We start from the raw sequence: 23,699 nt of genomic DNA, 5'->3' as shown, positions 1-23,699 counted from the left end.
ATGGGGAGTTGGAGATAGTAGAGTTATGAGGTATTGAAGAGAAAGCGTCTGTCATCCTGAGCGGAGCGAAGGACCTTCTCACGCTAGAACGAGTCGTTGATACGATAGTCGTTCTAGCGTGAGAAGGTCCTTCGCAAGCGGACGCCAGATAAAGGATGACAGACGCTTTCTCTTCACCACTCCCTACTTCGCCAACTGTTGAAGCTGCTGGTCCAGTTCGCGGAGCTGTTGGTCGAGTTGGCGGGTGTCGGGTGGGGTGGACTGCCGGGAGAGCAGGTCGATTTTTTGGTTGAGCAGCCGTACTTTTTGCTCCATCAGCTTCAGCTGCTGGCTTTGCCGGTTTAGCTGGGCCTGCAAATCGGATAGCGGGACTACTTTGCCGCGCTCTACGTACTGCTCGAAGCGGGCTGCGTTGGCGCCAATAGTATCGTGGCGGGCCGCGGCGGCGCTGCCAGGTGTGGCAAACACAATACTGCCCGCGCTATTCACATAGTCGCCCTCGTGCAGAGTCGTTAGTTTGCCGCTGGGTAGCTCCACGATGCCACTTTTGTAGTTGATCTTCGTGCCATTGGCCAGCCGGATATTTTTTGTGAGCGGCTGGTAATTGTTATCTTGATGGAGCACCACCTCTCCATTGCGAAACAGAAACTGCGCCCCGGTACCGTAATCTACCGCGCCTATGGGCCGGACGCGAACAGCCGTTTTTTCCTGGGCGCTGGCAGGTGATACCGCCGTTAGTAAGCTGCCCGTTAGCAAGAGGATGAAGAAAGTACGCATGAGTTGCTGGTGAGAGAGAAAATTGTTCCTCTACGCATCGGCACAACGGATGGTAGGCAAGCAGCTGTAAATTTTTCTGTCAAATATGTTGCAACATTAAATGTATGTACATACATTTGTGTCATCAATCAGCCGCATCAATTATGTCAGCAATGAAAATAGAGGATGCCATCAAGCAACCGGTTTTTAAGGACCCTTATCAGAAGGTGATGATCAACCTATTGTATACGGCTGGCTGGTTGGAATTGCGGCAGGCTTCAGCCTTTCGCGAATACGGCGTAACCGGGCCTCAATACAATGTACTGCGCATTTTGCGGGGGCAGCACCCAAAGCCCGCTACCGTTAACCTGCTGATTGAGCGCATGCTGGACAAAACCAGCAACGCCTCGCGCATTGTAGACAAGCTGGAGGCCAAGCAACTCGTGACGCGCACGGTATGTCCCAGCAACCGCCGCGCTGTGGACATCTGCATCACCGATGCCGGCCTAGCGCTGCTGGAAAGCATGCAGCCTGTGTTGGAAGAACAGAATACTGTTTTGAAAAACTTGAGCGTGGCGGAAGCCGAACAGCTCAGCAACTTACTCGATAAACTCCGGGACTGACGGCTTTCAGTCACATTTACTCTTTTTTCAATCATGAAAAAAATCGTTTTGTCGGCTCTCGTAGCCGCCACTTTCCTCGGCACTTCTGCTTTTGTTGCTGCTCCTGGTACCAGCGCCAACGCTACCCGTGTGGAGAAAGCCGCCGCCAAGACCTACAAAGTACAGCCGCAACTCAGCACTTTGGGTTGGGAAGGCAAAGCCGTAACGCACGGCCACAACGGCACGGCCCAGTTTACGGGCGGTGAGTTGATGGTAAACGGCAATCAGCTGGTGGGCGGCACTGTTACGGTGGACATGACCACGGTGAAGACGACCGACATCAAAGATGCCGACAGCAACACCAAGTTCATGGGTCACCTCAACTCGGACGACTTCTTCAGCACCGCGAAGTTCCCCACTGCTACCTTCAAAATCACGAAAGTAGCCTATATCAAAGGTGCCGCTGCTACTGCCAACAACGCCAACATCACCGGCGACCTGACTATCAAAGGCAAAACCAACAGCATCACCTTCCCAGCCAAAGTAGGCGTGAAGAACGGCGTAGCTGCCGCCAGCGGCACGGCCACTGTTGACCGCACCAAGTACGATATCAAATACGGCTCGAAGTCCTTCTTCGAAGGCATCGGCGACAAAGCCATCTACGACGATTTTACGCTGAGCTTCAACGTAATTGCCAAGTAGTAGGCGCCTAATCAGCCTATAAAAAAATCCCCGCTACCAATCTGGTAGCGGGGATTTTTTGTGCGCGTTATGCAGGCGGCTATTTACCGCGCAAACGGCTCTGGCGATATAGCATCTGCTGCCTCACTACCTGAACCAGCGAGTCGGGCACGAAGACCGGGTCGGTAGGGGGCTGCTGGGCGTTAAGGGGGTAGCGGAGCCAGTACGTTTTGTCAGTATCGTCGAACTGGCCGTCGCGGTCAGAATCGTAGCGTAGCTCCGCTAGCAACATTTTCGTGTTCGGAATCGGCTGCCAGCTTTCGAGGCGGGTACTGTCGGGTGTAAGCTGATGCAGCTGCTCGCCAGCGCGGTTGGAGATAAACAGAATGCGCCCATCGGCACTGGTCAGCTCGCCGTCCCCGTTACGGTCGGCCGTAATCATCTGGTAAAAGATATACGGGTAGGTAGTTGTAATCACCTTCTCGATGCGGTAGCCACCATTATCTAATAGTAGGTGGGTGCGGCCAGTAGGCAAATAGTGAAACAACAGGTTGAAGACCGGGCCGCGGGCCGAGTCGTAGTTGGTGCTGGCATAGGAAGTCGGCGCATCACCCTTAATATCAATCAGCGGCCGTTCTTGCCTACCCGTTTTCACCGCCATAATGGGTTGGTACACATACCGACCACTGTCCAACGGTACGGGCGCAGCGTATTGTACCCGGTACGTCTGGGCAGCCTGTCGGATGGTGAGCGAGTCGGGAATAGGCGGTGTCTGAGAAGCCGAGGTAGCTGCCGGTTTCTTTTGCTGATCGGGAGAGCAGGCGGTAGCCAAACCGCCAAGTAACAGACAGGTAAACAGCGTAGAACGGGTAACGGGCATGAAAAGGGTTGCGCAAAAGGTAAACGGAAGCTGGGTTGCCTACTAACGAAACCCGGCAATAGCTAGTACGGTAGCGGGTGGGGTAGGGATGTATTGGGCGGCTCAAAGCCTGTGCCAGCCCCGGCGCCTACTCTGGCAGGGCTAGCTCGTGCGGTAGCTCAAACCGCAGACTGTGGCTTTTGCTGCGGGCACGTAGCTGCTGCAAAAACGAGTCGAGGTCGGCCTTGTATTCCATCCATAAATCTTCGTGCAGGTTGGCCTGTACCAGCGTGGTGGTGCGGGCGGCCAGGCGGGCCGTGGCGGTATAGAATCCCGCAAACGGGCTCTCAAACTGCCCTGTGTAGTTGGAAAAAATATGCCGCAGCATATACAGATTTAAGTCTACCTCCAGGCGCTTGTCTTTGGTGATGCGGCGGGCGCGGGTCACTTCCTTGGTGGCTTTGCTAAGTGCTTTGGTAAGGCTGCGGTTGAGCAACCGCCCAGTAGCGCCTACCGCAAACAGTTCATGAATCCGGTCGGAGGCCTGCTCGTATACCGTTTCCACCGTCACGTCGGGTAGCAGCTCAAAGCTGAGGGTATCGTACAGCTCGGCGTCGCGGCGGGCCGCACGTAGCAGCAGGGCTTCTTTTTCCTTATCGGTAAGGCGTTTTAGGGCCTTTTTAAACTCGGCGGACGGAACGGGCATGAGGGAAATACGGACTAAAAAGGCAGAATTGAAAATATAGAGTGGGTAATCTGCGTAATCTAGTTGAGAACAAATAACGTATCAGCAGTCTGGCTACCCCTATCAGGTTTAGCTCGCTGGAAGCCCTGTGCCGCGCTGGTTTCTGTTCCTGGCAAAAGCTAGACTACTTACGGCCAGGACCAGATTGTCAGCGAAACAATTGTGCGGCAGATTCGGCGCCGGTAAGCAAGTATGCAGCTTATCAAGGGGTTATCTAGCCAGAAAGGTGCGGTTGAGGTTGACCTTTTACCCGGTTTTTTCGTAAATTTGCACCATGCATAGCAACCCGCAAATCGACTACAACGAGGACGTACTGCTCCTGGAAGAAACCATCGACGTGCGCGACTTGGTCGTGTACAACGATGATGTGAATACGTTTGAGCACGTTATCAAAACCCTGATCGACGTGTGCCAGCACGAGCCCGAACAGGCAGAGCAGTGCACGCTGCTCATTCATCACAAAGGCAAGTGCACGGTAAAGCACGGCGCCTACGATGAGCTAACGGGCATGTGCACCGCCATCCACGACCGGGGCATTTCGGCTGACATTCTGTAGCAGCTTTCCTCCCGAAAAATTCTGTCATCCTGCGCCCGGCGAAGGACCTTATCGCCCCCTGTTCGTTGTTAAGAAACGGGCCGGCGGGATATGGTATCTTGCCGGCCTCAGGATGACAGTCTATTTTACTCCTTCCCTCTTTTGAATGGAATTTCCCTCCAAGCTGATAGAAAATGCCGTGGGTGAGTTGGCCAAGCTGCCGGGTATTGGCAAAAAAACCGCTCTGCGTTTGGCCCTGCACCTCCTCAAAGCCGAAACTGAAACCACCAGCAACCTGGCGGAGGCACTGGCCAAAATGCGCTTCGACATCACCTACTGCCAGACCTGCCATAATATTTCTGACACGGAGCAGTGCAGCATCTGCGCCAATAAGCTGCGCGACCACGCTACCGTTTGCGTGGTATCAGACATCCGCGACGTGATTGCCATTGAAAATACCGGTCAGTACCAGGGTACCTACCACGTGCTGGGCGGCGTCATTTCGCCCATTGAGGGCATTGGCCCCGGCGACCTGCACATTGATACGCTGCTGGAACGCGTAACGGCGCCCGGCTCGGAGGTGCAGGAAGTGATTCTGGCCATCAGCCCTACCATGGAGGGCGACACCACGGCGTTCTACCTCTCGCGCAAGCTCCGCGACCAGGAAGGCGTCAACATCAGCACCATTGCCCGCGGTATTCCGGTAGGGGGCGAGTTGGAGTATGCTGATGAAATTACGCTGGGCCGCAGCATTGTGGAACGCCAGCGCCAGGCGCGGTAAGGTATATTATTGCTTCATGAGTGAAGCCGCCGGAGTTTACTTCCGGCGGCTTTTTTTGTGGTAGAGACATAGAGTCTGTTAATTCGACACGCAACACTCAATATTTCCGGGCTATTTTTGCCAGTATGCTTACGGTAGAAAAAATAGGTGGCACTTCTATGAGTGCTTTTGGGGATGTGCTTGATAACATCATCCTGTACGGCCGCGAGGGTGCGGCACTGTATAATCGCATCTTTGTGGTGTCGGCCTATGCTGGTGTCACCAACTGGCTGCTGGAGAACAAGAAAACCGGCGCGCCGGGCGTCTACCACCGTTTTGCCAAGCACGAGCAGTTCCGGGAGGCCCTGAGCCAGGTGAGCGAACAGCTCCAGGAGCTGAACAAACAGTATGAGCCGCTAGGGCTGGACCTCGCCGTAGCCAACGCCTTCATCGCGCAGCGCATTCAGGACGCCCAAGGCTACCTCGATAATCTGGCCAGTATTCTGGCCTCGGGCTACGTGAGCAGCGAAAACATCTTGCAGGCCGCCCGCGAGATTCTGGCGTCCATCGGGGAGTCGCACTCGGCCTTCAACTCCGTGAATATCCTGCAAAACCGGGGCATCGACGCCACGCTAGTAGATTTGAGCGGCTTCCACGACGCCACGCCCTACACCATCGACCAGCGCATTCAAAAGGCGTTTGGTAGCATCGATTTTGCCTCTACTATCTGCATTGCCACCGGCTACACCAAAGGCACGGAGGGCATTATGCGCGAGTTTGACCGGGGTTATTCCGAAGTGACGTTCAGCAAGATAGCCGTAGCTGTGCGGCCGCAGGAGGCCATCATTCACAAAGAATACCACCTCTGCACCGCCGACCCCGGCGTGGTAGGGTTGGCCAACTGTGCCCCGGTAGGCTTCACCAACTACGACGTAGCCGACCAGCTGGCCGACGTAGGCATGGAAGCCATTCACCCGAAAGCTTCCAAGCCGCTGGAAATCAATAAAATTAATCTGCGCATCAAGAACACCTTCGAGCCCGAGCACCCCGGCACGCTCATCACCGAAGACTACGTGAGCCCCACCAAGCGCGTGGAGGTAGTCACCGGCACCGACCGCGTGCTAATCGTGGACGTGTACGACCCGCTGATGGTAGGCGGCGTTGGCTTCGACTTGCACATCATGGAAGCCTTTGCCCGGCTGGGTATCAGCTATTCCTTTAAGGCCACCAGTGCCAACAGCATCTCGCTGGTTATCTGGGAGAAAGATTTCAAGTCGCAATTGGTAGAGGAGCTGCAAGCCAAGTTTGAGAAGGTGACCGTAGAGAAAGCCGCTATGGTCTGCATCATCGGCTCCAACATCGACGAGCCGGGGCTATTGGCGCGGGCGGCGGGCGCGCTGGCCGGAGCGGGTATCAACATTAAGAGCGCCGGTTTTGCTCTGCGCAAGGTGAACATTCAATTTCTAGTGGCTAGGGAAGATTTCAACCCCGCCGTAGTAGCATTGAACGCGGCCTTATATGCCACGGAAGGATAGAAACTATGTTGTTATAGGATTATGCAAGGGTAGGGTAGGGCTTTTTAGGTAGTTCACCGTAATTTGCCCACCTTGCACTCCCCCCTACCTACCCGCCGCGTGAAGCTCTCCGTCGTCATTGTCAGCTACAATGTTTGCCACTTCCTGGAGCAGGCCCTGTTGTCGGTGCGGAAGGCGGCGGCGCATCTGGGCGAGCCAGTAGAGGTGTTTGTGGTAGACAACCACTCAGCGGACAGCTCGGTAGCGATGGTGCGGGCACGCTTCCCGGAGGTAGTACTTATTGAAAACAAGACCAACCCCGGTTTCAGCACCGCCAACAACCAGGCCCTGCGCCGCGCCCGCGGCCAGTACATGCTGCTGCTCAATCCCGATACGGTAGTGGAGGAAGACACCTTCCGGAAGTGCTGCCAGTTTATGGACGAGCACCCCGAGGGCGGCGGCATGGGTGTACACATGCTGGATGGCCAAGGCCGTTTTTTGCCCGAGAGCAAGCGCGACCTCCCCACGCCCTGGGTGGCGTTCTACAAAATATTCGGTTTGGCGTGGCTGCTACCCAAGTCGCGCACCTTTGGGCGCTACCACTTGGGCTACCTCAGCAAGGACCAAACCCACGAAATAGAAGTGCTCAGCGGCGCCTTCATGCTGATGCGCCGACAAGCGCTGGACGAGGTAGGGCTGCTCGACGAGGACTATTTTATGTACGGGGAAGACATTGACCTCTCGTATCGACTCACGCAGGGCGGCTGGAAAAACTACTACTACCCCGGCACCCGCATCATTCATTACAAAGGCGAAAGCACCCGGCGCACGAGCATCAACTATGTGTTCGTGTTTTACCAGGCCATGGTCATTTTTGCGGGTAAGCACTTTGCGCCAGGCAAGGCTAGTGTGTTTAGCTTGTTGCTGAATCTAGCTATTTGGTTGCGTGCCGGGGCCGCCGTGGCCCACCGTGTAGTGGCCGGTTGTGCCCCCGTGCTGCTGGATGCCATAGGGGTAGGCGCCGGGCTGATTGCGTTGCGGTCCGTTTGGCCCGAAGCAGCGCTGGCTGGCCCAGCCGCCGTGCCGGCGTGGGTGGCTACCTGGCTGACGGCCGCCTACCTCAGCGGTACTTACGACCAGCCCCCGCGCCTCTGGCCCATTGTGCGGGGCATCTTGTTGGGCACGGTAGCACTACTAGCTGTCGATGGTTTTGCGGAAGCAGGCTACGCGGCCAAAACCCTGCTGCTGGGCGGTAGCTGGGCAGCGGCTGTAATGGCGGGCTGGCGAATGGCGGTGCATGCCGTGCGTCACGGCAGCGTGCACCTGCACCAGTTCCGCACCCGGCGCGTGGCCATTGTGGGTTCAGAGGGTGAAAGCAGCCGGGTACGCAAATTGCTGCGGCAAGCTGGCGCGCCTGTGTATGTGGTGGGGCACGTAAGCCCTACTCAGGTAAGCCCAGGAGAGTTGGGTACCGTGAGCGAGCTGCAAGCCCTCATTCGTCATTACCGGGTAGACGAATTGGTATTCTGCGGCCAGGACCTAACGTCGCAGCAAATTATGACCCTGATGACGCAATTGTCCCAACGGCTGGAAGTTGCGTATCGCATACTGGCCCAAGGAAGCGAGTATATTGTGGGTAGCTCCAGCCGCGTATCGCCCGGCGACTACTACGCGCCGGAACAGGCGGCCTCTACTTACACACCCGCTCCGGATATGAGCGTGCTGGTGCGCTGCTTTCGGTGGCTGGGATGGGTGCCGGAGGCCAATAATGCGCCCCGCGACTGAGTAGTCGGCAGCGTAAAAAGAGCAGGTAAAGCGGCGCGGCTTCAACTCAATTCCGTACATTGGCCGAACTTCTGACCTGTTTCATCCTTTTCGCATGTCCAGCTCCGCTACCTCCGTTGCTTCCGTGTTGTCCGACCGCATCAACGCTTTGCAGGAATCCCAAACGATTGCCATGGCCAAAAAGGGCCGCGAACTGGCCGCCCAGGGTATCGACGTTATCAGCCTGAGCTTTGGTGAGCCGGATTTTCAAACGCCGCAGTACATAAAAGACGCCGCCAAAACGGCCATTGACGAGGGCTACACGTTTTACACACCCGTACCCGGCTACCTGGACCTGCGCCAGGAAATTTCCGCCAAGTTCAAGCGCGACAACAACCTCGACTACCAGCCCGACCAGATTGTGGTGAGTACCGGTGCCAAGCAGTCGCTGGCCAACGTGGTGCTGAGCGTGATAAACCCCGGCGACGAGGTAATCGTGTTTGCGCCCTACTGGGTGAGCTACGAGGAAATGGTGAAGCTGGCCGAAGGCGTGCCCGTACCGCTGATGGGCACCATCGAAAACGACTATAAAGTGACGGCCCAGGAGCTGGAAGCGGCCATTACGCCGCGCACCAAGCTCATTATGTATTCCTCGCCTTGCAACCCTACAGGCGCCGTATTCTCGCGCGAGGAGCTAGCGGCTATTGCCGAGGTAGTGGCCCAGCACCCGCAGGTGCTGGTAATGGCCGACGAAATTTATGAGTACATCAACTTCGTAGGCGAGCACGTGAGCATCGCGCAGTTCGAGGAGATAAAGGACCGCGTAATTACCGTGAATGGCTTCTCGAAAGGCTACGCCATGACGGGCTGGCGCGTGGGTTACCTGGCGGCCAGCAAGGAAATCGCCTCGGCCTGCGACAAGCTCCAGAGCCAGATTACATCCGGCACGTGCTCCATTGCCCAGCGCGCCGGCCTGGCCGCCCTGCAAGGTGGCCGCGCCTCCGCCGACGAAATGGTAGCCGCCTACCGTCGTCGCCGCGACCTGGTGCTGGACCTGGTGCAAGACATCCCCGGTTTCCGCACGCCGGTGCCTGAGGGCGCGTTCTACATCTTCCCCGACGTGAGCGGCTGCTTTGGCAAGACTACACCCGAAGGCAAAGTGCTGGAAACGTCGGCCGACGTAGCGTTTTATCTGCTCAGCGACGCACACGTGGTAGCCGTCAGCGGCGACGCTTTCGGGGCGCCCAACTGTATCCGCTTCAGCACCGCTGCTGCCGATGAGAAGCTGCAAGAAGCTTTCAACCGCATCAAGACTAGCATTGAGAAGCTGGGGTAGCGGTGAAGTGGTGAGATAAGAAGACAAGAAGGGTGTCATCCTGAGCGCAGCGAAGGACCTTATCACGGTAGAACGAGTCGTGGTTACGCCTGTCGTTCACGCGTGATAAGGTCCTTCGCTGCGCTCAGGATGACACCCTTCTTCTTGTCTTCTTATCTCACCACTTCACCCTTCGCCATTTCACCATCTCCCAACCTCACCACTTCACCACTTCACCATTTCCTACCTTTGCGGCCTTACTAATCTTTGCGTAATGCCTCAGCTTGCTACACCCACCACGTTATCCGATCTGTTTTCCGCGTTCAATCAACTCAAGGTGCTGATTGTGGGGGATGTAATGGTGGATGCCTACGTGTGGGGGAAAGCCAGCCGCCTGTCGCCGGAAGCGCCGGTGCCGGTGGTGAATGTGGTGCGTACCGAGCAACGCCTAGGTGGTGCCGCCAACGTGGCCCTGAACGTGCAGGCCTTGGGTGCTACCCCTTTGCTATGTGCCGTGGTAGGCGAGGACCAGGGCGGCGACCAGCTGCTGACGTTGTTGCAGGAGCGGAAACTGTCGGCTGAGGGCATTGTGCGTAGTGCCCACCGCCCTACCACCGTGAAGCAGCGCGTGCTGGCCGGCGGGCAGCAACTACTCCGCCTCGATGCAGAAGTAGAGCACGACCTCAACGAAACCGAAAACACCAGCCTGCACGCTCGCTACGAACAGCTATTGGCCCGCGCCGATGTGGTCGTATTTGAGGATTACGACAAAGGCGTGCTGAATGAAGCGACCATTCAACGTTTCATCCAGCTGGCGCGTGCGCGGCAGGTGCCTACGGTGGTCGACCCCAAGAAGAAAAACTTCCTAGCCTACCAATACTGCACGCTGTTCAAGCCCAACTTGAAAGAGCTGCGCGAGGGGCTGAAGCTGGAATTCGGTGATACCGACGCCGACCGCCCCTACTTTGAAGCGGCCGTAGCGCGGCTGCGGCAGGAACTGCAACCGGCCAACGTGCTCGTGACGCTCTCGGAGCGTGGGGTGTTTATCGAAGATGCGCAACAGAAGCAAACCTACATCCCAGCCCATATACGCGCTATTTCCGACGTTTCCGGGGCCGGCGACACAGTGATTAGCATTGCAGCCCTGTGCGTAGCATTGGGGGTAGGTGCTCCGGCCACCGCCGCGTTGGCCAACCTGGGTGGCGGCCTAGTATGTGAGCAGGTAGGGGTGGTGCCAATCGCCAAGCAGCAGCTATTGACAGAAGCCCAGACCGTAGGCCTGAGCTTGGGCTAGCTTAAGCGAAACGGTTGTAGTGCATAAGTCAGCAAGCATTAGTTGTTCTTTCACGAAGACTCAGTTTATGTTTGACAAGCAAAGATTTTAACGGAGCCATCAATCTGCCTGCTTGCTATTTACGTACATAAATTAGTGATAATCCATTAAAAAATTGGATTTCATATATGATACGTGAATACTAAAGTGGTTCCTTTATGGTTGAAAGGCAGAACTTTTCGGATGAAATCAGGCATTTTCTTGAAAGCCATGCGCTGCTGCCGAGTACAACCGCCGCTTCAACTGATCCTGTGGCAGCAGTTGACCGTGTTACCGAACTGGTGGTAGCCAAGCTAACCGAAGTGGCCCGGCAGGCAGGTGGGCAAGAGGTAATCTGGAACGCGGCTCATCAAACAACTGCTTCCCAAGTGCTTAAGCAGCCCGCCACCTTGCACGACCCAGCGGCCAGCAACCAAGGCAACGATTTGATGAAATCGTTGCTGGAGGACCGCTACCACGGCACAATGCACAATATAGTAACTGATACAGGCGCTGATGCCGGCGAGGTAAACCAACTGGTTGGTCAGGCAGCCCTTGCGGCAGTTGCGCTCTTGGGCCAGAAAGCCGCTGCCAACCAATGGGATGCCGAGGCCCTTAGCCAGTGGTTGCAAGCACAGGGCAACGTGCAAGTGCAAGCCCCACGCGTCCGCCCGGCCTTGCCGCCGTTGCCCGCATTCACTGCCGCACCCCGCGAGCCGGTGCCTGCCCGTGGTGGGAGTAGCGGCCGCTGGGGCTGGATTGCACTGATGGTCGCCATTGCCATTGCGAGCTTCGTGCTGGGCCGTCAAACGGCGCCTACCATCAACTACCAACTGCCCGACAACACCCTGGCCAGCAATGCGCTATCGGCTAGTGACCGGTTCTCTCTACCCACTGCCGCCGCCGATAACCGAAGCACCTGGGACGCCGCCAACCCCATCAACGTGGTGACCAACGAAAATTTTCAGGCCGCTGGCGGCTACCCCGAGGTCATTGCGACCAACACTACCCCCAACAGTGGCGGTGGCTACGTGTATGGCAACGCCGGGGTGCCGGTGGTACTAAAGCTAAGCGGTGGCTTACAGCAGATTATCGGTTCCAACTCCACCGAAAGTCGCCTGTACCAGTTCCTGGCCGACCCCTTGATGGCAGTGGATACCTTGAACCCGTTGAAAGGCTGGATTGGCTTCGACCGCATTTATTTTGAGTCGAGCAAAGCCACGCTCACCAATGAATCGATGTGGCAGCTCTCCAACGTAGCCAGCATTCTAAAGACCTTTCCCAAAGCCGAAGTGCGGATTGGAGGCTACACCGACAGCTCCGGCGACCCGCTGCTCAATCTGCGCCTGAGCCGCGACCGAGCGCAAGCCGCCCGCGCTACCCTCATCAGCATGGGCGTCGATCCGAACAACGTAGAAGCCATCGGCTACGGCTCCCTAGACAACATCGCCAGCAACGACACCCCCGATGGCCGCTCGCTCAATCGTCGGGTTAGTATTCGAGTTTTAGAGAGATAAGAATAGCGTACGAATACAAAGGCCCGCCGGAATATGCTTCCGGCGGGCCTTTGCGCGTGAGTAGGGTAGGGCTTACGCCCGCAACGTAGCGCTAAACTCCTTCACCGTTTCGATGAACACGCGCACGTTGTCGGGGTTGGTGTCGGGGTAGACGCCGTGGCCCAGATTGGCAATGTGACGGTGCGGCCCGAAGCGGCGCAGCATTTCAATAGTGGCTTGGCGCACCTGCTCCGGCGAGCCGTAGAGGGCACAGGGGTCGAGGTTACCTTGCAGGGTTTTGTCGCCTACGAGTGGGCGCACATTGCGCGGGTCCTCGTTCCAGTCGAGGCCAATGGTGCGGCAGGGTAGCTCGGCAAAATCGGCGGTGGCGAAGTAGGCACCTTTGGCGAACACCGTCACGGGTACATCGGGAATGGCCTGGCAGATTTCGCGAATGTAGCGTGTGCTGAACTCCCGGTAGTGGTCGGGGGGGAGGATGCCGGCCCATGAGTCAAACACCTGAATCAGATTGGCACCGGCTGCTACCTGTGCTTGGAGGTAGGCAATGGTAGTCGCCGTGATTTTGCGTAGCAGCTCATGCGCCAGCTCGGGCTCGGCGTAGAGTAGGCGACGGGCCTTGGAGAACGTCTTGGAGCCGTGGCCTTCTACCATGTAGGCCAGAATGGTCCAGGGAGCCCCAGCAAACCCAATTAGCGGCACGCGACCGTTCAGGGCCGTTTTGGTGACGCGAATGGCTTCCAGCACGTAGCCCAGGTGCTCCTCGGGGTCGGCCACGCGCAGGCGAGCTATATCCTGCGCCGACTTCACGGTATTGGGGAACAGCGGCCCGCGGGCCTCTACCATCTCGTAGGGTAGGCCCATGGCTTCGGGCACCACCAGAATATCAGAGAAAATGATGGCCGCGTCTACGTCCAGCGCGTCTACGGGCTGAATGGTGACTTCGGCTGCCAGCTCAGGAGTTTCTACCAGCTCCTTGAAGCCGCTGAGGCGGCCCCGCAGCTCGCGGTATTGGGGGAGAATACGGCCCGCCTGGCGCATAAGCCAGACCGGAGTGCGTTCGGTTTCTTCGCCGCGGGCGGCACGTAACAGCAGATCATTCTTGAGCATGCCGCAAAGGTAGAGGGGAAATAGTGAATTTGTGAGGTTGTGAAATGGTGAGTTGAAGAGCACGTGTCATCCTGAGCGCAGCGAAGGACTTTCTCACGTGAGAACGACAGGCGTAACAACGACTCGTTCCAGCGTGAGAAGGTCCTTCGTCGCCGCTTGATGCGCGGAGTACTCAGGATGACAGGCGTTGGTTTTACCTCGCCATAAACAACGCCCGAATAGCCGTGGCAATGAAGCTGACGCCAATGCTGAGCGTGAGAAAACCCATCACGCGGGCCATGGCCGTCATGCCGGCGCGGCCCATCACGCGGGTAAGGCGCAGGCTGCTGACGAGGATTAAGAAACTAGCGGCGGCTACCAGCACAAACCCTACCAGGGTAAGCGCCACTCCGGAATATGACAATCGGCTGGTAAACAAGCCAATGCACACAGCAATAGAGCCCGGCCCCGAAAGCATGGGCATGGCCAGCGGCGTAAAGGAAATATCATCTTTTTGCTTGCTGTCCTCTACCGTAGCATCCGATACTTTCGATTTGTTGGCGCCCGGCGTGAGCAGGTCGAAGGCCGAGCGCATCAGCAGAATGCCGCCCGCAATGCGCAAGTGGTAAATGTTGATGCCAAAGAAATTGAGCACGTATTGACCGGCAAAAAACGACACGGACATGATGCACACCATATAGATGCACGCACGCAGGGCCGTGCGGCTGCGCTCGGGAGCAGTGTCATTTTCGGTTAGGGTCAGGAAAACTGGCATGGCCCCAAACGGATTCACCACAGAAAACAACGTGGTGAACGTGGCAATCAGAATATTTATGTCCATAAGGCAGCGGGTTGAAGGCCCTGTCGGGTAAAGGTACACGCTGCCGCGCCACCGCAAAAATGCAAAAGTGTATGTTTGTTTTACTGTTGACTTGCGTATAGGTATCTTTTCGCCCTAACTCTCGTCCCTCCGACCTAAACTGCTACCACCTTGTTGACTCTAGACGGCCCTTTGTGGCTACTCCTCAGCCAATCTTTAACCCTGTTGCTTACAAGTGTGGCCATTGTGGCCACCGTGGTGCCCTTGGTGAAGGCACAGGCATGGTGGATCCGGGTGTTTGATTTCCCTCGTCTGCAAATCGTTGCAGGAGCTTTGTTGAGCGAAGCAGCACTATTTGCTCTACGTATGACGACTGAGCCTAGTGGTATTGTACTTGCCGTGGTCCTAGGCGTATGCGGTGTGTATCAGATATTTCGCATTTTGCCCTATACGTCCCTGCGCCCCAAGCAAGTGGCCGACAGCGACCCGGAAGGCATCGCAAACAAAGACCGCCAAATCACCATTATGGTGACCAACGTGCTGATGACCAACCGCGACGCGCCCAGCTGCCTGCGGGCCATCCGCGACTGTGGGCCGGATATCTTGCTGGCCGTCGAGACGGACCAATGGTGGCTGGATCAGTTGCGTGTGTTGGAAGAGGACTACCCCTATACGGCCTACGAGCCGCTGCCCAATACGTATGGGCTCCTCCTGTTTTCGCGGTTGGAGCTGCGCGATGCCCACATTCGCTACCTCATCGACGACGAAGTGCCTTCATTTCATGCGCAGGTAGTGTTGAAATCGGGGGAGGAAGTGTGCCTGCATTGCCTGCACCCCAAGCCGCCGGCACCTGCCGAGGCTAAAACCAGTACCCGCCGCGACGCGGAGCTGCTGTTGATTGGGCGAGAAATTGAGAACAAGGATCAGCCCACCATTGTAGCCGGTGACCTGAACGATGTAGCATGGTCCCATACATCCGAGCTGTTTCGACGCATTAGCGGCCTGCTCGATCCACGTCTCGGGCGGGGCATGATGCCGACCTTCCACGCTGACTACTCGCTGCTACGCTGGCCGTTGGACCACATCTTCCACTCACCCCACTTCAAGGTAGTGCAGATGCATCGCCTGGAATACATCGGCTCCGACCATTTTCCTATCTGTATCACTCTGAGCTACGAGCCCGAAGACGAAGACGAGCAGGAAGCAGAAGCCGCCAAGCCCGACGCCGAGGACCACGAGGAAGCCGAGGAAAAAATAGCCGCTGGCTTTGCCGAAGAAGCCGAAGAGGAGCGCGAGGAAGCGGAGGGTAAGCAGTAAATGTGAGATACTAAGCTAGAACCCATCTGTTATTCTGAGCCTTCGAAGGACCTTCTCACGTCAGAACGAGTCGTTAGTACGATAGTCGTTTTAGCTGAGAAGGTCCTTCGCAAGCTCAGGATGACAGATGGTTTTTTGCTAGAAGCTACTTACAAGCCGCCCTTCACAACTCAATACCCTTCTTCAAATAGAAAAGCCATTTGTTGTCGATTGATGCTGGCGGGCACGTACCGCATGATGGTGTTGCGCAGGCGAACGAGGGTAGGGTTTTCCAGCTGGGCTACCCTGCCCAAGTGCCACGACAACCGCACAATACGGGTGGTGCGGGCATGGCGCCGGGCTTCAAACGTTTGGAAAGCCTCTCGTATATCAGATTGGTTGGCCAAGCAATTGGCCAGAATGGCGGCATCTTCCACGGCTTGCCCCGCACCCTGGCCCAGGTTGGGGGTCGTGGCGTGGGCGGCGTCGCCGAGTAGCAGCACCGGGCCGTGAGCAAAATGTGTGATAGGCTTCAGGTCGGTGATGTCGTTCCAGAGGAGCTGGTCGTCGCGGGTGAGGGCCAGCAGCTGCGAGATAGGCGCGTGAAAATCAGCAAAATGCCGCCGCAAATCGGCCGCTCGGAAACGCTGAAACTGCGGATTGCGCGGCTGGGCGCTATTGATGCACGCAAACCAATACGTTTGCCCATGAGCCAGCGGCACGTAGCCAAAGCGGCCGGTGCGGCCCCATGTCTCGTAGGCGTGGCCGGTTGGTAGGCCAAGGGCCGACGCATCGACCACAGCCCGCCAGCAGGTGTAGCCTGCGTAGCGCGGCTCGGTACCCGGCAGCAACTGCCGCCGCGCTCTGGACCGGATGCCATCGGCGCCCAGAAGGGCATTGCCTACCGCTTGGCTGCCATTAGCAAAGTAGGCGCGCACCTCGCCGGTAGCTAGCACCTCAAACCGCTCGAAGGGGCAGGCCAGCGTCAGGCAATGGCTGGGTAACTGGTGCAGCAGCGCCTGCTGTAGCGCCGCCCGATGAATCCCCAGGTTCTCGAAGCCCAGCCGGTGGCTGAACGGGCGCGTATCAGTGTGGTTCAGTTGCCTACCCTGCTGGTCTACTAAGTGCAGTTCCGTGATGGGACTGCCCGCGGCTCGCACTACCTCGTGCAAGCCCAAATCGTGGAGCGCACGCATGGCGTTCAGACCCAGCACCACGCCCGCGCCTACCTCACACAACATAGGTGCTGCCTCGTATACCTGCACCGTATGGCCCTGCCGCCGCAGGGCCAGAGCCGCCGTTAAACCACCAATCCCCGCCCCGATAATGAGAAAATGCATACGGCAGTATAGCAATAGTACGATGAACTGGCAATGAACGAGGCGGTGGAAAGTGTAATAAAAAGCCCGTCATGCTTGATCTGGCGGACGCTAGATCAAGCATGACGGGCTTACTTGGGTAGGCAAATGCCTTACACCTTCACGTTTTCCATACCGTACTGTTTCAGCACGTCTTCGGGCACGCCAGTCCAGCGGTTGGGCGCATTGCCGGCGTAGCCAATATCGGCAATGCCGATTTTGCTGGTAAAGAAGCCTGTAGCTGTCAAGTCGCGCATGCGGTTGAAGAACGTGACGCCGGGTGCCATCTCTGGCTTGGCCTTGAGGGGGTAGGCAATGGCCGTCACCATCTCCAGCTGCTGCTGCTGGCTGCACTCCACAAAGGGCTTGCCGTAGCGATTGGAGCACTGTATATCCAGCCACCGCAACCCGCCGCGCATGGGCACTTGGTGCGTCGGAATGTCCTTCACAATGAACTCAATGAACTCGGGCACACCCGCATCAGAAGCACTACCCGACTTTTCATCTTTTGGTATAATGATGTCGCCCAGCACTGTGATAGTCGCCATTTCGTGCTTGGTGAAGAACGTTTCGGCGTGCAGCTTCTTATCGCGTTCTATTTCGAAGGCTTCCCTTCCGGCGGTGTCTTCGGGAGTGGCCTGCTTAGAGGTAGGGACCTGTTTGTTCTCCGTGTCGCTTTTGCAGGAGTCCAGCAGCAACCCGGTGGAAAGGGCCGTGAGGCCGATAGCTTTTAACGATTCCCGTCTTTTCATCGGAATAAAAAATCAAGCGTCTGATTATACATTCAGTTTTTTGCGCTGCTCCAGTATGTACTCGCTCGTCCGCATCGACAGGGCAAGGATGGTCCAGGTCGCGTTTTTGTCGCCTTGCTGCACAAAGGGAGCCGCGTCTACCACAAACAGGTTGCGGCAGTCGTGCGCCTGGCACCACTTGTTGAGCGCCGATTTCTTGGGGTCGTCGCCCATGCGCACGGTGCCTACCTCGTGAATGATGCGGCCCGGCGCTTCCAGCCCGTAGTTGGTTTCAGGACCAGGTATTTTGGAGGTGATAACGGCGCCCATGCCGTGCATGATTTCCTGGAAAGTCTCTTGCATGTGCTTGGCCTGCTGCACCTCGGCATCGGTCCACTTATAGTGGAATTTCAGGACCGGAATACCGTATTTGTCTACCACATCTTTGTCGATTTCGCAGTAGTTATCGATGCGGGCAATGGCGGTGCCACGGCCGGCCATACCTACCTGCGTGCCGTAGAAGCGGCGGTAATCGTCTTTCAGTGATGCTCCAAAGCCGCCAGCTTCCCGCTTGTTGCCGTCGCGGTCGGGCACTAGGCCGTTCAGCTTATGCATGCCCATGCCGAAGCCGTAGGAAGGCATGTGCATGCCGCCGCCGTACTCGATGTGGTAGCCGCGTGGGAAGTTCAACTTCTTGTTGTCGAGCCACCACGGGGTATAGATGTGCACGCTGCCCACGCCATCCTCGTTATAGCGCTTGCGGTCCATGAGCTGGGGTAGGAAACCGCCCAAGCTAGCCCCAGTCGAGTCGTGGATGTACTTGCCTACCACGCCGCTGCTGTTAGCCAGCCCATTAGGGTGATGCGCCGAAACAGAGTTGAGCAGCAAGCGGGCCGATTCGCCAGCGCTGGCGCCCAAAATCACTGTTTTGCCTAGCACCTGGTATTCCTGCAACGTTTCCTTGTCTACGTACGATACGCCCGTAGCCAGGCCGTCGGCATCGGTCAGCACCTCGCGCACCATGGCGTTGGTAATCAGCTTCAGGTTACCGGTTTTCAGGGCCGGAATCACCAGGCACGACGATGCGGAAAAGTCGCCGTATACTTTGCAGCTGCGGCCGCACTGCCCGCAGAAAAAGCAGGCGCCCCGGTCTTTGTTGTTGGGTAGGGCTTCGGTGAGCACCGAGCCGCGGCCCGTAATAACTTTCACGCCGGCCTTCTCGGCGCCCTGCTTGATAAACAGCTCGTTGAGGCGGGGCTTGGGTGGGGGTAGGAAAATGCCATCGGGCTCGTTTTCCAGATTCTCTACGGTGCCATACACGCCAATCATGCGGTCCACCTTGTCGTAAAAAGGCTTCACCTCATCATAGGTGATGGGCCAGTCGTCGGTGAGGCCGTCTATCTGGTGGCTCTTGAAATCGAGTGGTCCCATGCGCAGCGAAATACGGCCCCAGTGGTTGGTACGTCCGCCCAACATGCGCGCCCGAAACCAATCGAACTGCGTGCCGTCTTTGGTAGTATACGGCTCACCATCCAGCTCCCAGCCCCCGTAGGCCGCATCAAAGTCGCCGAAAGGCCGCACCGTGGAAGCCCCACGCCGCGGCGACTCGTACGAAAACTTCAGTTGTTGCGCGTCCTTAGCCGGGTCGAAGTAGGCGCCGGCCTCCAGCATCAGCACCTTTAGGCCGGCATGGGCCAGTACGTAGGCCGCCATGCCGCCACCGGCCCCCGATCCTACAATCACGGCATCATATACCGTCCCCGATTTCTTAATCTCGAATGTGCTCATCGTTTAGGTTAGTTGTCGATGGTGAGTACAAGCTACCAAATCCAAAAACGGGCTGGCAACCCGAAGCTCATCATTACTTTATAGCTCGGTGATGGTAATGTTGCGGAAGGATACCTCGTGGCCGTGGTCTTGCAAGGCGATGTGGCCCTTGGGATAGGCGGCAAAGTTCTTCCAGGTTTTAAATTTACTATTGTTGATCAGCTCGTTCCACTCTGGGCTACCCATCTGCGTCTCCACGATCTTGCTGCCGTTCAGCCAGAACGTTAGGTGGCCGTCCTGCTTGCGCAGCTTCACCTTGTTCCATTCGCCGGCAGGCTTTGCTACGTCCTTGGCTGGGGCTTTCATATCGTATAAGGAGCCGGCCAAGTGGTTTGCTTTTTTGTTGTCCGATGCCTTGATGTTGTCCAACACCTGCATCTCTATGCCCGTTTCGTAGGTAGCATGAAATTTTGGATCTTCTTGTATGCCGAAGATGATGCCGCTGTTGCCGGCCTCAGTGATGTTCCAGTCCAGCGCCAGCTCGAAGTTTTCGTATTCTTTATCCGTCACCAAGTCGCCGCGGCCCTCCGCTTTCGGGTCTAGTTGCAGGGTGCCATTCACGGCTTTCCAGGCGGGTGTGGCATCTGGTTTCAGATAGGTGTGCCAGCCGTTGGTGGTCTTGCCATCAAACAATACCTGGGGCTTCTTCCCGGCTGTCTGCTTGTTTGCCGACGCAAGCGGGCTACAGGCTATCAGGGTCGCAATACCGACAACGAAAATTTTCATGAGGGTCTGGTTAATGGGTAGGAAGTGAGAAACGAAGAACAAGACAATAACTGGTGCTTGCACAAGCAGGTAGATCGTAGAAGAGAGCCAAAAGCCGGTAACCACGCACGAACACTAGGTGCCAAATGACTCAACATACAGGTTATTAGTTGCTTTTCCTAGCACCAGTATAGAAGGGTTGCCTGACTTATTAAAGGCTTAGCCCGACAACCACCAATTGCTGCTAAAACGATTTTGCAGCCACAAGTTAAATAAATACCTGAGCAAGAAGGTGAAACAGCGGACGAATTTGTGTCGTAGGTCTACTTATACCGAACGCCAATAGCTCCGTGGCTGCACAGGCCACTTGGCCTTAATCAACAGCAACATGGCTCAGACAGAAAAAGGACAAAAGTTTATTCGGGTGCCGGCCTACACGCGTACCTATCACGGCAAGACCATCACCGTACCCGCCCACGTGCGCAGCACCCCCACCCACTGCCCCGACGCCGAAAAGGTAGAGGCAGAAGAGGAGAAGCAATAATTGTCATCCTGCGCAAGTTCAGGATGATAGAGAAAAAAATAATGTAGAAAGGCCCAGAAGAAATTCTTCCGGGCCTTTTATAATATCTGAAAAGTTAGGTGTATATACCTCTAATACACTGATATATTAAAATAGGGTGTGCAGGAATCTGTACAAGGCAGCGAGGCTGATAATTGCCATTAGTATGCGCCCCACTACCAGCCAGCGCTGCATAGTATGTCGCGGCGGCGGCACGAACGAGCGAAGCGTTTGCGCGTCGGCTGACACACGGACTTCGCCTTTCTGGAGTAACTGCGTAGCCAATTCTACATCAAAGCTGCTCCAACTGTCAGGCTCCGTTACCACATCAAGTAATTCTTCTTCAGAGAAAGTAAACAGGTAATAATCGGGCGCAACTCGGCTGATGAGCTGCGCGTTGAACTGGTCTTCCAGCTGCGTGACAACAGGTATGTCCGCAGATCGAATCAGGACAACAAGCTGCGCGTAAGGCGCATTGTAAGCAAAGGTTGGGTCGAAGGCTGGTTGCCCCGTATCGACGCGCGTTTCGTAGGGAATATGATGCTGGTCGAGCAGTGTTAATAGTGGCTCTGCGGCTGCGCTGGATGCGTAGGTTCGAAAAATATGGAGCGGAATAGTCATAAGCAGTAAAGTAAAGCAGCGTAAAAATGCAAAAAGGCCCGGAAGATATTCTTCCGGGCCTTTTTATTTAAAGCGTGTCAGCAATTACTTGCTGCCGTCCACTTCTTCGTAGTCCACGTCGGTTACGTTGTCGGCGCCCTGGGGCTGGCCTTGCTGGCCGTTGCCGCCGGGCTGCCCGCCGAAGTCTTCGGCACCGGGCTGGCCTTGCGGACCGCCCTGGGCATACATCTCCTGCGAAGCATTCTGCCAAGCAGCATTGATGGCTTCCATAGCCGAGTCGATCTGCGCGAGGTCTTTGCTCTCGTGGGCTTTCTTGAGGTCGGCAAGGGCATTCTCAACGGCCGTTTTGTTGCCGCCGCTCAGCTTGTCGCCGTACTCTTTCAGCTGCTTCTCGGTCTGGAAAATCATCGAGTCAGCTTCGTTCACCTTCTTGATGCGGTCAGCCTCGGCGCGGTCGTTTGCCTCGTTGGCCTTCGCCTCGTTCTTCATCCGCTCGATGTCAGCATCCGACAGACCCGACGAAGCTTCAATGCGAATCTTCTGCTCCTTGCCGGTGCCTTTGTCCTTGGCCGATACGTTCAGGATACCGTTGGCATCAATGTCGAAGGTTACTTCGATTTGCGGTACGCCGCGGGGTGCTGGCGGAATGTCCGACAGGTGGAACTTGCCGATGGTGCGGTTCTGCGAAGCCATCGGACGCTCGCCCTGCAACACGTGGATTTCTACGGAAGGCTGGTTGTCCGAAGCCGTCGAGAACGTCTCCGACTTCTTGGTAGGAATCGTGGTGTTCGACTCGATGAGCTTGGTCATCACGCCGCCCATCGTTTCGATACCCAGCGAAAGCGGGGTTACGTCGAGCAGCAGCACGTCTTTCACGTCGCCGGTCAGTACACCACCTTGGATGGCGGCGCCAATGGCCACTACCTCGTCGGGGTTCACGCCTTTATTCGGCTTCTTGCCGAAGAACTTTTCTACCTCTTCCTGAATGCGCGGAATGCGGGTAGAACCACCCACGAGGATAACCTCGTCGATGTCGGAAGCCGACAGGCCGGCATCTTGCAGCGCCTTTTTGCAGGGCTCCATCGAACGACGCACGAGGTCGTCGGAGAGCTGCTCGAACTTGGCGCGGCTCAGTTTCACTACCAAGTGCTTAGGACCGGTAGCCGTAGCCGTGATGTAGGGTAGGTTGATTTCCGTCTCGTTCGACGACGACAGCTCGATTTTGGCTTTCTCGGCAGCTTCTTTCAAACGCTGGAGGGCCAAGGGGTCGTTGCGCAGGTCGAGGTTGTCGTTTTCTGCTTTGAACTGGTCGGCTAGGAAGTTGATGATTACCTGGTCGAAGTCGTCGCCACCGAGGTGGGTGTCACCGTTGGTGCTCAGTACTTCGAACACGCCATCGCCCAGCTCCAGAATCGAGATATCGAAGGTACCACCACCCAGGTCGTACACAGCAATTTTCTCGTCTGTGTGTTGCTTGTCGAGGCCGTAGGCCAAGGCAGCGGCGGTAGGCTCGTTGATGATACGCTTCACGTCGAGGCCAGCAATAGCACCGGCTTCTTTGGTAGCCTGACGCTGGGCATCGTTGAAGTAGGCCGGAACCGTGATAACGGCTTCGGTTACCGTAGTGCCGAGGTAGTCTTCAGCGGTTTGCTTCATCTTTTGCAGTACCATCGCAGAAATTTCCTGCGGTGTGTACTGCCGGTCGCCGATTTTCACGCCAACCGTGTTGTTCGAGCCACCTTGCACATCGTAGGCTACGTGGTCAGTTTCGCCGCGTACTTCGGAGAAGCTGCGGCCCATGAAACGCTTGATCGACGCGATAGTGTTGGTGGGGTTGGTAATGGCTTGGCGCTTGGCGGGGTCACCTACTTTGCGCTCACCTTTACCGTTATCAAGGAACGCCACAATCGACGGCGTCGTGCGGCGGCCTTCGCTGTTCGGAATTACGACCGGCTCGTTGCCTTCCATTACGGCGACGCAAGAGTTGGTCGTACCGAGGTCAATACCGATTATCTTTCCCATGTTGGAGGGTTATAGTGTGTAGTTGAAGTGTCTTGGAATAGTGTGCAACTCAGGCACGCAAGGGTAGATACAAGCAGCGTACCAGCCCTTTTTTTGTGACAGATTGTCATTTTTCAATATTCCGCGCCGCCGATATCCGACGGACTGACTTTAACGAAATCTGAGAGGTAGGGATTAGGTGACAGGTAGGCAGCTAGGGGAGCTACGCGTTTATAGTACATGCGAAGCTCAGCCGTTGACGCGTGACCCCACCCCCGGTCCCTCCCCTCCGGGAGAGGGGTGCGTTCAACGATTTCTTGCGTCTGGCACCC

22 protein-coding genes are annotated in these 23,699 nt (G+C 56.6%); 11 read left to right on the top strand and 11 right to left on the bottom strand.

Translation table 11 applies throughout. The annotated features are described in order from the left end of the window. Window positions 1–183: 183 nt before the first annotated feature. Window positions 184–777, bottom strand: coding sequence for a DUF6799 domain-containing protein (locus tag KYK14_RS10865; RefSeq protein ID WP_219158852.1), 594 nt, complete (start codon window positions 775–777; stop codon window positions 184–186). Window positions 778–929: 152 nt separating this feature from the next. On the opposite strand from KYK14_RS10865, the gene KYK14_RS10860 reads away from it, so the two are divergent. Together KYK14_RS10860 and KYK14_RS10855 are read left to right on the top strand one after the other, a co-directional pair. Continuing rightward, on the top strand, window positions 930–1,379 hold the full coding sequence (locus KYK14_RS10860) for a MarR family winged helix-turn-helix transcriptional regulator (RefSeq protein WP_185280906.1): 450 nt from the start codon (window positions 930–932) through the stop codon (window positions 1,377–1,379). 33 nt (window positions 1,380–1,412) lie between these two features. After that, on the top strand, window positions 1,413–2,060 hold the full coding sequence (locus tag KYK14_RS10855) for a YceI family protein (protein WP_185280905.1): 648 nt from the start codon (window positions 1,413–1,415) through the stop codon (window positions 2,058–2,060). Between the two features lie 79 nt (window positions 2,061–2,139). Here the strand turns inward: KYK14_RS10855 and KYK14_RS10850 are convergent, their stop codons facing one another. Beyond that, complete coding sequence (locus KYK14_RS10850) at window positions 2,140–2,919, bottom strand: hypothetical protein (RefSeq protein WP_219158851.1); 780 nt, start codon at window positions 2,917–2,919, stop codon at window positions 2,140–2,142. A 127-nt stretch (window positions 2,920–3,046) separates the two neighbouring features. Beyond that, entirely contained in the window at window positions 3,047–3,604 is a 558-nt protein-coding gene (locus KYK14_RS10845; RefSeq protein ID WP_219158850.1) for a hypothetical protein, read from the bottom strand. A 313-nt stretch (window positions 3,605–3,917) separates the two neighbouring features. On the opposite strand from KYK14_RS10845, the gene KYK14_RS10840 reads away from it, so the two are divergent. The 7 genes from KYK14_RS10840 (at window position 3,918) to KYK14_RS22450 (ending at window position 12,360) form a co-directional block, all read left to right on the top strand. Then, entirely contained in the window at window positions 3,918–4,199 is a 282-nt protein-coding gene (locus KYK14_RS10840) for an ATP-dependent Clp protease adaptor ClpS (protein WP_185280900.1), read from the top strand. Window positions 4,200–4,344: 145 nt separating this feature from the next. Continuing rightward, on the top strand, window positions 4,345–4,959 hold the full coding sequence (recR, locus tag KYK14_RS10835) for a recombination mediator RecR (RefSeq protein WP_219158849.1): 615 nt from the start codon (window positions 4,345–4,347) through the stop codon (window positions 4,957–4,959). A gap of 125 nt (window positions 4,960–5,084) precedes the next feature. Further along, a complete protein-coding gene (locus tag KYK14_RS10830) occupies window positions 5,085–6,473 on the top strand; it encodes an aspartate kinase (protein ID WP_219158848.1) in 1,389 nt (462 codons plus the stop codon). Between the two features lie 72 nt (window positions 6,474–6,545). Then, window positions 6,546–8,237, top strand: coding sequence for a glycosyltransferase (locus KYK14_RS10825; RefSeq protein WP_219158847.1), 1,692 nt, complete (start codon window positions 6,546–6,548; stop codon window positions 8,235–8,237). A gap of 94 nt (window positions 8,238–8,331) precedes the next feature. Then, window positions 8,332–9,552 carry a pyridoxal phosphate-dependent aminotransferase gene (locus tag KYK14_RS10820; RefSeq protein WP_219158846.1) on the top strand — a complete coding sequence of 407 codons (1,221 nt, stop codon included), beginning with the start codon at window positions 8,332–8,334 and terminating at the stop codon, window positions 9,550–9,552. 253 nt (window positions 9,553–9,805) lie between these two features. After that, complete coding sequence (locus tag KYK14_RS10815) at window positions 9,806–10,825, top strand: bifunctional heptose 7-phosphate kinase/heptose 1-phosphate adenyltransferase (RefSeq protein ID WP_219158845.1); 1,020 nt, start codon at window positions 9,806–9,808, stop codon at window positions 10,823–10,825. A gap of 290 nt (window positions 10,826–11,115) precedes the next feature. Beyond that, window positions 11,116–12,360 carry an OmpA family protein gene (locus KYK14_RS22450; RefSeq protein ID WP_219158844.1) on the top strand — a complete coding sequence of 415 codons (1,245 nt, stop codon included), beginning with the start codon at window positions 11,116–11,118 and terminating at the stop codon, window positions 12,358–12,360. Between the two features lie 72 nt (window positions 12,361–12,432). On the opposite strand, the gene hemE is transcribed toward KYK14_RS22450, so the two are convergent. Together hemE and KYK14_RS10800 are read right to left on the bottom strand one after the other, a co-directional pair. Further along, window positions 12,433–13,467: a uroporphyrinogen decarboxylase gene (gene hemE / locus KYK14_RS10805; protein WP_219158843.1), complete on the bottom strand. Its 1,035-nt coding sequence runs from the start codon at window positions 13,465–13,467 to the stop codon at window positions 12,433–12,435. A gap of 193 nt (window positions 13,468–13,660) precedes the next feature. Then, complete coding sequence (locus KYK14_RS10800) at window positions 13,661–14,287, bottom strand: MarC family protein (protein WP_243900333.1); 627 nt, start codon at window positions 14,285–14,287, stop codon at window positions 13,661–13,663. Window positions 14,288–14,491: 204 nt separating this feature from the next. Between KYK14_RS10800 and KYK14_RS10795 the strand changes: the two genes are divergently transcribed. Further along, entirely contained in the window at window positions 14,492–15,583 is a 1,092-nt protein-coding gene (locus tag KYK14_RS10795; RefSeq protein WP_219158842.1) for an endonuclease/exonuclease/phosphatase family protein, read from the top strand. A 170-nt stretch (window positions 15,584–15,753) separates the two neighbouring features. On the opposite strand, the gene KYK14_RS10790 is transcribed toward KYK14_RS10795, so the two are convergent. The 4 genes from KYK14_RS10790 to KYK14_RS10775 all read right to left on the bottom strand — a co-directional run bounded on the left by KYK14_RS10790 (window position 15,754) and on the right by KYK14_RS10775 (window position 20,204). Continuing rightward, window positions 15,754–16,902: an FAD-dependent monooxygenase gene (locus tag KYK14_RS10790; RefSeq protein WP_219158841.1), complete on the bottom strand. Its 1,149-nt coding sequence runs from the start codon at window positions 16,900–16,902 to the stop codon at window positions 15,754–15,756. A gap of 131 nt (window positions 16,903–17,033) precedes the next feature. After that, a complete protein-coding gene (locus tag KYK14_RS10785; RefSeq protein WP_185280891.1) occupies window positions 17,034–17,672 on the bottom strand; it encodes a gluconate 2-dehydrogenase subunit 3 family protein in 639 nt (212 codons plus the stop codon). 24 nt (window positions 17,673–17,696) lie between these two features. Further along, a complete protein-coding gene (locus KYK14_RS10780) occupies window positions 17,697–19,439 on the bottom strand; it encodes a GMC family oxidoreductase (RefSeq protein ID WP_185280890.1) in 1,743 nt (580 codons plus the stop codon). Window positions 19,440–19,517: 78 nt separating this feature from the next. Beyond that, window positions 19,518–20,204 carry a 3-keto-disaccharide hydrolase gene (locus tag KYK14_RS10775; RefSeq protein WP_185280888.1) on the bottom strand — a complete coding sequence of 229 codons (687 nt, stop codon included), beginning with the start codon at window positions 20,202–20,204 and terminating at the stop codon, window positions 19,518–19,520. Window positions 20,205–20,571: 367 nt separating this feature from the next. On the opposite strand from KYK14_RS10775, the gene KYK14_RS10770 reads away from it, so the two are divergent. Then, on the top strand, window positions 20,572–20,727 hold the full coding sequence (locus KYK14_RS10770) for a hypothetical protein (RefSeq protein WP_185280887.1): 156 nt from the start codon (window positions 20,572–20,574) through the stop codon (window positions 20,725–20,727). 126 nt (window positions 20,728–20,853) lie between these two features. On the opposite strand, the gene KYK14_RS10765 is transcribed toward KYK14_RS10770, so the two are convergent. Further along, window positions 20,854–21,366 (bottom strand): hypothetical protein, encoded by a 513-nt coding sequence (locus KYK14_RS10765; protein WP_219158840.1) that lies wholly within the window; start codon window positions 21,364–21,366, stop codon window positions 20,854–20,856. An 84-nt stretch (window positions 21,367–21,450) separates the two neighbouring features. Further along, window positions 21,451–23,388: a molecular chaperone DnaK gene (gene dnaK, locus KYK14_RS10760; protein ID WP_219158839.1), complete on the bottom strand. Its 1,938-nt coding sequence runs from the start codon at window positions 23,386–23,388 to the stop codon at window positions 21,451–21,453. Window positions 23,389–23,699: the final 311 nt, after the last annotated feature.

Origin of the sequence: Hymenobacter profundi, assembly GCF_019334315.1 — a bacterium.
Taxonomy (GTDB): Bacteria; Bacteroidota; Bacteroidia; order Cytophagales; family Hymenobacteraceae; genus Hymenobacter; species Hymenobacter profundi.
The sequence above is the reverse complement of the archived record's forward strand: the minus strand, read 5'-3'. Positions and strand labels throughout refer to the sequence as shown.

Excerpts from the sequence above, each read along its gene's own strand:
- KYK14_RS10865 (WP_219158852.1), bottom strand. The coding sequence starts at position 777 with ATGCGTACTTTCTTCATCCTCTTGCTAACGGGCAGCTTACTAACGGCG.
- KYK14_RS10860 (WP_185280906.1), top strand. The coding sequence starts at position 930 with ATGAAAATAGAGGATGCCATCAAGCAACCGGTTTTTAAGGACCCTTAT.
- KYK14_RS10855 (WP_185280905.1), top strand. The coding sequence starts at position 1,413 with ATGAAAAAAATCGTTTTGTCGGCTCTCGTAGCCGCCACTTTCCTCGGC.
- KYK14_RS10850 (WP_219158851.1), bottom strand. The coding sequence starts at position 2,919 with ATGCCCGTTACCCGTTCTACGCTGTTTACCTGTCTGTTACTTGGCGGT.
- KYK14_RS10845 (WP_219158850.1), bottom strand. The coding sequence starts at position 3,604 with ATGCCCGTTCCGTCCGCCGAGTTTAAAAAGGCCCTAAAACGCCTTACC.
- KYK14_RS10840 (WP_185280900.1), top strand. The coding sequence starts at position 3,918 with ATGCATAGCAACCCGCAAATCGACTACAACGAGGACGTACTGCTCCTG.
- recR (WP_219158849.1), top strand. The coding sequence starts at position 4,345 with ATGGAATTTCCCTCCAAGCTGATAGAAAATGCCGTGGGTGAGTTGGCC.
- KYK14_RS10830 (WP_219158848.1), top strand. The coding sequence starts at position 5,085 with ATGCTTACGGTAGAAAAAATAGGTGGCACTTCTATGAGTGCTTTTGGG.
- KYK14_RS10820 (WP_219158846.1), top strand. The coding sequence starts at position 8,332 with ATGTCCAGCTCCGCTACCTCCGTTGCTTCCGTGTTGTCCGACCGCATC.
- KYK14_RS10815 (WP_219158845.1), top strand. The coding sequence starts at position 9,806 with ATGCCTCAGCTTGCTACACCCACCACGTTATCCGATCTGTTTTCCGCG.
- hemE (WP_219158843.1), bottom strand. The coding sequence starts at position 13,467 with ATGCTCAAGAATGATCTGCTGTTACGTGCCGCCCGCGGCGAAGAAACC.
- KYK14_RS10800 (WP_243900333.1), bottom strand. The coding sequence starts at position 14,287 with ATGGACATAAATATTCTGATTGCCACGTTCACCACGTTGTTTTCTGTG.
- KYK14_RS10790 (WP_219158841.1), bottom strand. The coding sequence starts at position 16,902 with ATGCATTTTCTCATTATCGGGGCGGGGATTGGTGGTTTAACGGCGGCT.
- KYK14_RS10785 (WP_185280891.1), bottom strand. The coding sequence starts at position 17,672 with ATGAAAAGACGGGAATCGTTAAAAGCTATCGGCCTCACGGCCCTTTCC.
- KYK14_RS10780 (WP_185280890.1), bottom strand. The coding sequence starts at position 19,439 with ATGAGCACATTCGAGATTAAGAAATCGGGGACGGTATATGATGCCGTG.
- KYK14_RS10775 (WP_185280888.1), bottom strand. The coding sequence starts at position 20,204 with ATGAAAATTTTCGTTGTCGGTATTGCGACCCTGATAGCCTGTAGCCCG.
- KYK14_RS10770 (WP_185280887.1), top strand. The coding sequence starts at position 20,572 with ATGGCTCAGACAGAAAAAGGACAAAAGTTTATTCGGGTGCCGGCCTAC.
- KYK14_RS10765 (WP_219158840.1), bottom strand. The coding sequence starts at position 21,366 with ATGACTATTCCGCTCCATATTTTTCGAACCTACGCATCCAGCGCAGCC.
- dnaK (WP_219158839.1), bottom strand. The coding sequence starts at position 23,388 with ATGGGAAAGATAATCGGTATTGACCTCGGTACGACCAACTCTTGCGTC.